The 6107-nt window shown below is 72.4% G+C and carries 5 protein-coding genes and 1 pseudogene; 3 read left to right on the top strand and 3 right to left on the bottom strand.

What is annotated here, in order from left to right; translation table 11 throughout:
- A pseudogene (locus NBZ85_RS26155) lies at positions 1-420 on the top strand (ATP-binding protein); the annotation flags it as partial.
- A 58-nt stretch (positions 421-478) separates the two neighbouring features.
- Positions 479-871 carry a DUF2237 family protein gene (locus NBZ85_RS26150; protein ID WP_261559145.1) on the top strand — a complete coding sequence of 131 codons (393 nt, stop codon included), beginning with the start codon at positions 479-481 and terminating at the stop codon, positions 869-871.
- Between the two features lie 49 nt (positions 872-920).
- Here the strand turns inward: NBZ85_RS26150 and NBZ85_RS26145 are convergent, their stop codons facing one another.
- Complete coding sequence (locus NBZ85_RS26145) at positions 921-1856, bottom strand: sulfotransferase family protein (RefSeq protein ID WP_261559147.1); 936 nt, start codon at positions 1854-1856, stop codon at positions 921-923.
- A gap of 187 nt (positions 1857-2043) precedes the next feature.
- On the opposite strand from NBZ85_RS26145, the gene NBZ85_RS26140 reads away from it, so the two are divergent.
- On the top strand, positions 2044-2970 hold the full coding sequence (locus NBZ85_RS26140) for a glycoside hydrolase family protein (RefSeq protein WP_261559149.1): 927 nt from the start codon (positions 2044-2046) through the stop codon (positions 2968-2970).
- Between the two features lie 155 nt (positions 2971-3125).
- Here NBZ85_RS26140 and NBZ85_RS26135 read toward each other — a convergent pair whose 3' ends face one another.
- Together NBZ85_RS26135 and NBZ85_RS26130 are read right to left on the bottom strand one after the other, a co-directional pair.
- Positions 3126-4340: an ABC transporter substrate-binding protein gene (locus NBZ85_RS26135; RefSeq protein WP_261559151.1), complete on the bottom strand. Its 1215-nt coding sequence runs from the start codon at positions 4338-4340 to the stop codon at positions 3126-3128.
- Positions 4341-4771: 431 nt separating this feature from the next.
- Positions 4772-5536 (bottom strand): crotonase/enoyl-CoA hydratase family protein, encoded by a 765-nt coding sequence (locus NBZ85_RS26130; RefSeq protein WP_251747223.1) that lies wholly within the window; start codon positions 5534-5536, stop codon positions 4772-4774.
- Positions 5537-6107: the final 571 nt, after the last annotated feature.

The following is a 6107-nucleotide window of genomic DNA, read 5'->3' as shown; positions in this document are numbered from 1 at the left end:
GCCGCCGCCGTCACCGCCCAGGTCGCCCGCGCCCGGGCCCGCAGCGGCTCGTTCGCGGTCATCGCCGCCGACGCCGACCTCCCCGCCCTCGCCGAAGCCCTGCGCGCCGCCGACCTGGCCGTCGACGAACTCGGCGCCGACAGCACGCCGTCGCGGGCCTGCCTCGTGCCCGCCTCCCTGGCCAAGGGCCTGGAGTTCGACCAGGTGATCGCGGTGGAACCGGCGGCGATCGTCGCCGGCGAACCGCATCCCCGCCTGGGCCTGCGCCGCCTGTACGTCGTCCTCACCCGAGCCGTCAGCGACCTGACCGTCGTCCACGCCGAGCCGCTACCCGCCGCCCTGCACAGCCCCGTCCCGGCCGCGTTCGACCCGCCACCGGGGCGGATCACCGCCGACGTGCCGATCATCACCGGGACCTGACCGGCCCGATCTGGCGAGACACCGTGTGGTCGCGGCGTGGGTGGGAGAAAATGGGCGGGTGGCAGTGGAGCGCAACGTTCTCGGTGGCGAGCTCGAACCGTGCGGCACCGATCCGGTGACCGGGTTCTACCGTGACGGGTGCTGCAGCACCGGTCCGGAGGACCTTGGCAGCCACACCGTCTGCGCGGTGGTGACCGCCGATTTCCTGCGTCACCAGCGGCAGGTCGGCAACGACCTGTCGACACCCAGGCCGGAGTACTCCTTCCCCGGCCTGCGTCCCGGGGACCGCTGGTGTGTCGTCGCCGTCCGGTGGCTGCAGTCCTACGACGCCGGGGTCGCCGCCCCGGTCGTGCTCGCCTGCACCCACGAGCGGGCGTTGGAGGTCATCCCGCTGGAGGCGCTGCGCGCACACGCCGTCGACGTCCCCGCCGACCCGCGTTCCCTGGGCTGACCCGCGCCCGCCGGGCGGCCGTCGGCGGCGCGGGCCGCTGCGGGCGGGGTCAGTCGATCGCCTCGGGTTCGAGGCCGACGGTGAGCCAGTCGCGGTAGGGCAGGCCGGTGATCTCCTCCAGGCGGGCGATGTCGTCGACGAAGTACGGCAGCACCGCCCGGCGCTGCTCCGGCGTCAGCTTCGGCCGGCCGCCCTTCTGGCGTTGCAGCGCCGACAGCAGCGGGCCGCGCACCGCGTGGCGCACCGGCACGGGGAAGTGGTGGCCGATGCGACCCCCGGTCCGCAGCACCGCCCGCAGCGCCGTGTTCGTCGGGGTGTCGGCGACGAACGGAGTGACGTTCTCCGAGGGCACCAGGTCGACGAGCCCGGTGGAGACGCCGAGGAACTCGCAGACGCGGTCCAGCGTGGCGGCGGGGGAGTCGCGCAGGTCCCGGTAGCGCAGCAGCAGCACCTGGTCGCGGGAGAACAGGCCGAACAGGTGGGCGAGCTGCTCGCCGTAGCGGCCGAGAGCGACGTAGTGCCAGAACTGCGCCCAGCCGGCGTCGCGCCGCTGGGCCTCCAGCGCGCAGGCGCGGACGAAGTCACGTTCGCTTTCCAGCCCGGCCGCCCACAGATGCGTCCAGTTGGAATGCGCACGGTCGACCGGGTTACGCAGCAGCACGACGATCCGCACCTTCGGCAGCAGTCGCCTGATCCGGTTCTGCGCGTCGAGGTCGTAGAGGTAGAAGGGGGTCGCCTCGCCGGTGAGCGTCCCCGCGGGCGCCGGGGCGAACAGCGCCTCGTAATCCCGGCGGCGCCACACGTGCTCCTGGTAGGTCTGGGCGTCGCCGGGGCCGCCGCGGGCCGGCGGCGGGCCCTCGGAGAGGAAGAACTTCGGCTCCTTGACCTGCGGCAGGAACAGCCCCGGATGCCGCGACAGCGCGGCATGCAGCGCGGTCGTGCCGGCCTTGGGCACGCCGAGGACGAGGAAGTCGGGAAGGGCCATCTGCGGTCGCTCCTGACGGACAGGGATCGGCGTCGACCGATCCGGGCACCCGGCGGCGCCGGCCGGGGCCACGCGCCTGCATAGCCGAGTAACCCGACCGGTGAAATCAGGATGCTAGCCGTGCAACGGCCCTGCTGAGGCCTGCTTGCCAGGCTGCCCTGCACATCGGAAACGGTAGGGTTGCGGCGTGGCAATCAGCCAGCAGTACACGGCGTCCGAGACCATTCCCCTGCCCGGCCGGCAGCCCGCGACGACCGTGGCGCCCGCCCCGGGGCGGGGCCGGGGTTTCTGGGCCGGCGCGCCCTGCGCGGTGCTGGCCGACGGAGTGTTCTACCTGGCCTACCGGCTGCGCCGCCCGATCGGCAGCGGCCGCGGCTACGGGCTGGTGATCGCCCGCTCCACCGACGGGGAGACGTTCGCCGAGATCGCCGAGATTCCGCGTGACCCGTTCGGCGCGGAGAGCCTGGAGCGGCCCGCGCTGGTGGTGACCCCGCAGGGTTCGTGGCGGCTCTACGTCAGCTGCGCCACCCCGGGCAGCCCGCACTGGTGGGTGGACCTGCTGGAGGCCGACTCCCCGGCCGCCTTCGACCCGCGACACCGGCGCACCGTGCTGCCCGGCGACCCGGCCACCCTCGCCGTGAAGGACCCGGTCGTGGCCCTGCTCGACGGCCAGTGGCAGCTCTGGGCGTCCTGCCATCCCCTCGACGACCCGGCGGCCACCGACCGGATGGACAGCCGGCACGCCACCAGCCCCGACGGTGTGCACTGGACCTGGACCGGGACGGCGCTCGCCCCCCGCCCGGGCCACTGGGACGCCCGCGGCGTGCGGATCAGCGCCGTGCTCACCGGCGGCACCCAGCCGGTCGCCTACTACGACGGGCGGGCGAGTGCCGCGCAGAACTGGGCCGAGCGCACCGGCCTCGCCGTCGGCGCCACCCCCGACCGTTTCCACGCCGTCGGCACCGAGCCGGTCGCGGTCTCCCCGGACGGCGACGGCGCGCTGCGCTACGTCAGCGTCGTGCCCCTGCCGGACGGCTCCCACCGGCTGTACTACGAGGCCGCCCTGCCCGACGGCAGCCACGAGCTGCGCACGGAGCTACACCCCGCACCCTGAGCTACACCCCGCACCCTGAGCTACACCCCGCACCCTGAGCTACACCCCGCACCCTGAGCTACACCCGGCGTCCTGAGCTACACCCGGCGTCCTGAGCCGCCGCGGCGCGCCACGTGCCGGGGTCGGGCGCCTCGCCGCCCGACCCCGGGGATGTGTCAGGAGGTGATCTCCTTGCCGCAGAGCTGCTCCTTGACGACGTCGAACGCGGTACCGGCGTCGTTGACCTGCACGAAGGCGTAGCAGGTGGTCTGGCGGCCCAGACCGTGGGCGATGTCGATGGGCTGGATGAGACCCTCGGCGTCGTAGTTCGTCACCGAACGCAGCCCGTCGATGAAGCCCTGCCGGGTCGGGCAGTCCCCGGCCTCCTCCAGCCCGCGGATGAACATGTCCGCGTGGATGTACGACTGCAGCGGGATGTCCTGCTGCGGCTGGTCGATCTGCGGCGAGTAGCGGCTCATCGCGGCGACGTAGGCGGCGATCGCCGGCCCGCCGGACTCGAACGGGCGGTAGAACAGCGGCACCGTCACCCCGGCCATGCCGACTCCGTACCGCTTGAGCAGCGCGGCGTCGTACCCGTTGACCGCCATGACGACCTTGGGTGCGTGCCCGGAGGAGCGGAGCTGGGCGAGGACCTGGACGAGGCCGTCGGTGTCGGTGATGGCCAGGAGCGTGTCGGCGCCGCTGGCGGCGATGCGCTGGGCGACTGCCGTCGGGCTGTCCGCGCCGGGCGTGTAGCTGACGGTCCCGCCGTCGCTGAGGCCGGCCGCCGTCATGCTCTGGACGAGCTTGGTGCCCACGTCGGAGACGCCGCCGGACAGGGCGGTCTGCAGCAGCACCGACCGGCTGCCCCCGCGGGACTTCACGAACATGCCGTAGGTGTCCACCGCGGCACCGGTGGTGTACGAGAACGAGAACATGTTGCGGTACTTCGACCAGACTCCCTCGGCGGCCAGGCCCGTGACCGGGATGCCCTGGTCGTTGAGGTACTGGGCGCTGCCGCTGGCCGCGATCGTGGACTCGATGAGGCCGAAGACCTTCTGGTGGTCGACGAGGTCGCGGGCGGCGATCGCGTTCGCCTCCGGCGTGCCCTGGTCGTCCCGCCACTCGTAGACGATCTTCCGGCCGTTGACGCCACCCTTGGCGTTGATCTCGCCGAGTCGGGCGTCGATGCCGGCGCGGGCTGCCTGCAGCGGCCCGGACACCGCGCCGGTGTCCGGGTACACGATGCCGATGCGGATCTCGTTCTTGGTCACCCCGGGTGCGTTGCAGTCGCCCGAGGCCCCCGCCGCGCCGCTGGCGCAGCCTGCGGTGGCTGCGGTCAGGATGATCATGGCGGTCGCGAGTCGTAAGTGGGTGTGGCGGCGGTGCATAAGCAGCGAACCCCTCGGTGGCAGGCAACGGACGATCGGCGAGGACGGGCGACGATCAGCGAACGGCGCGCGGCAAACTCCGATCTCGTCGCCAGCAGGGCGGGCCGGATCGGATCCACACGTGCGATGCTCACGACCTGTGACAACAGGCACGTACCCGAAGCGGGGACATTACCGTAAAATATCCGCAGGTGAGCACCATACCTAGCACACCTTTGTGGTGTTATGCCTGGCGGGCATAAGGTTGTGTCAGCAACTGCACGTAATGGTCCGGCAGGCTTGTGCCCCCACCATGCGCGCGCGCTCACCGCGGCCGTGGCGTCCCTGGGCCGCCTGCGGCCGCGTCCGTGCGCGAAGCGGCCGCAGGCGGGGGCGGGAAGCGCCCAGCCCGCGGCCGCTGCGTGGGCGTCAGTCCCCTCGTCGGGCGAGGGTCACTCGCCGCGCCAGACCGGCGCCCGCTTCTCGGCGAACGCCAACGCGCCCTCCTTGGCGTCCGCGGAGGCGAACACCGGATTCATGATCTCCGCCTGGCGGTCGAACGCCTCGTCCGCCGGCCAGGAGGACGCCGACGCGAGGATCTCCTTGGTCGCGGCGACGGCCAGCGGCCCGTTCGCCGCGATCCGGGCGGCGAGCGCCCGGGCGCCGGCGAGCGCCTCGCCGGCCGGGGTCAGCACGTTGACCAGGCCGTAGCGATGGGCGTCGACGGCGGAGAGCTGGTCGCCGGTCAGCGCCAGCTCCATGGCGACCTGGTAGGGGATGCGTTTGGGCAGGCGCAGCAGGCCGCCGGCGCCGGCGACGAGGCTCCGCTTGACCTCCGGGATGCCGAAGGCGGCGTTCTCGGCGGCGACGACCAGGTCGCAGGCCAGCACGACCTCGCACCCACCGGCCAGGGCGAAGCCCTCGACCGCGGCGATGATCGGCTTACGCGGCGGCGTCAGCGTGATGCCGGCCAGGCCCCGGCCCTCGATGGCGACGTTCTCGCCGCGCAGGAACGCCTTGAGGTCCATCCCCGAGCAGAACGTGCCGCCGGCGCCCGTGATGATCGCTACGGTCAGGTCCTTGCGGGACTCGAACTCGTCGAGGGCGGCGGCGACCCCCTCGGACACGGCGCGGTTCACGGCGTTACGCGCCTGCGGGCGGTTGATCGTGATGACGGTGACCCCGTCGGCGTGTTCGACCAGAACTTCGTCGGACATTCGTGCTCCCTCGTTGACGGACAGTAAGCCACGTGCGCCCGCGTCACGCCACGTGTGCCCGCGTCGCCGCATTCGGATGATTTCGCCGCGGACGTGGCTGTTTCGCGCAATACCCGGTGGCCGAACGCTACCGCTGTCGCGCCGCACAGGAGAGTTCTCGCCCTCGCCGCCGGGCCTCGCCGCTTCGTGGATCTGCGCCGCGTCTGGGCACTGCAGCCGACCCTCCAAGATCCTCACCGGCCGTCGGCCCGCCGCGTCGATCCGCCGCGTCGATCCGCCGAGTTGCAGGAGGTTGATGACGGCCGCAACCCCGCGAACGGTGACTAACCTCCAGCATCTCGTGGCTGCGGACGGAGGGCGGGTACGGCTGCCGGGGCGGCGGAACTCCTGAGACGTCTGAGAGGGCGGATCGTGCGCATCGCACCGCGATCCTTCCCGCGCACCGCCATCGGCCGTTACCGGTGCATGTCCTTGGTCTGAGGTTCGACGGCGGGGGAGGTAGGGCAACGTAACCGTTACTCAGGATTGATCGTCTACGGCTCCGAGTAGGTAGGACCTACACGTCTAGGGT

It is taken from the genome of Frankia tisae (assembly GCF_025403405.1).
GTDB classification, from domain to species: domain Bacteria; phylum Actinomycetota; class Actinomycetes; order Frankiales; family Frankiaceae; genus Frankia; species Frankia tisai.
This window is presented reverse-complemented; position numbering and strand designations above follow the sequence as displayed.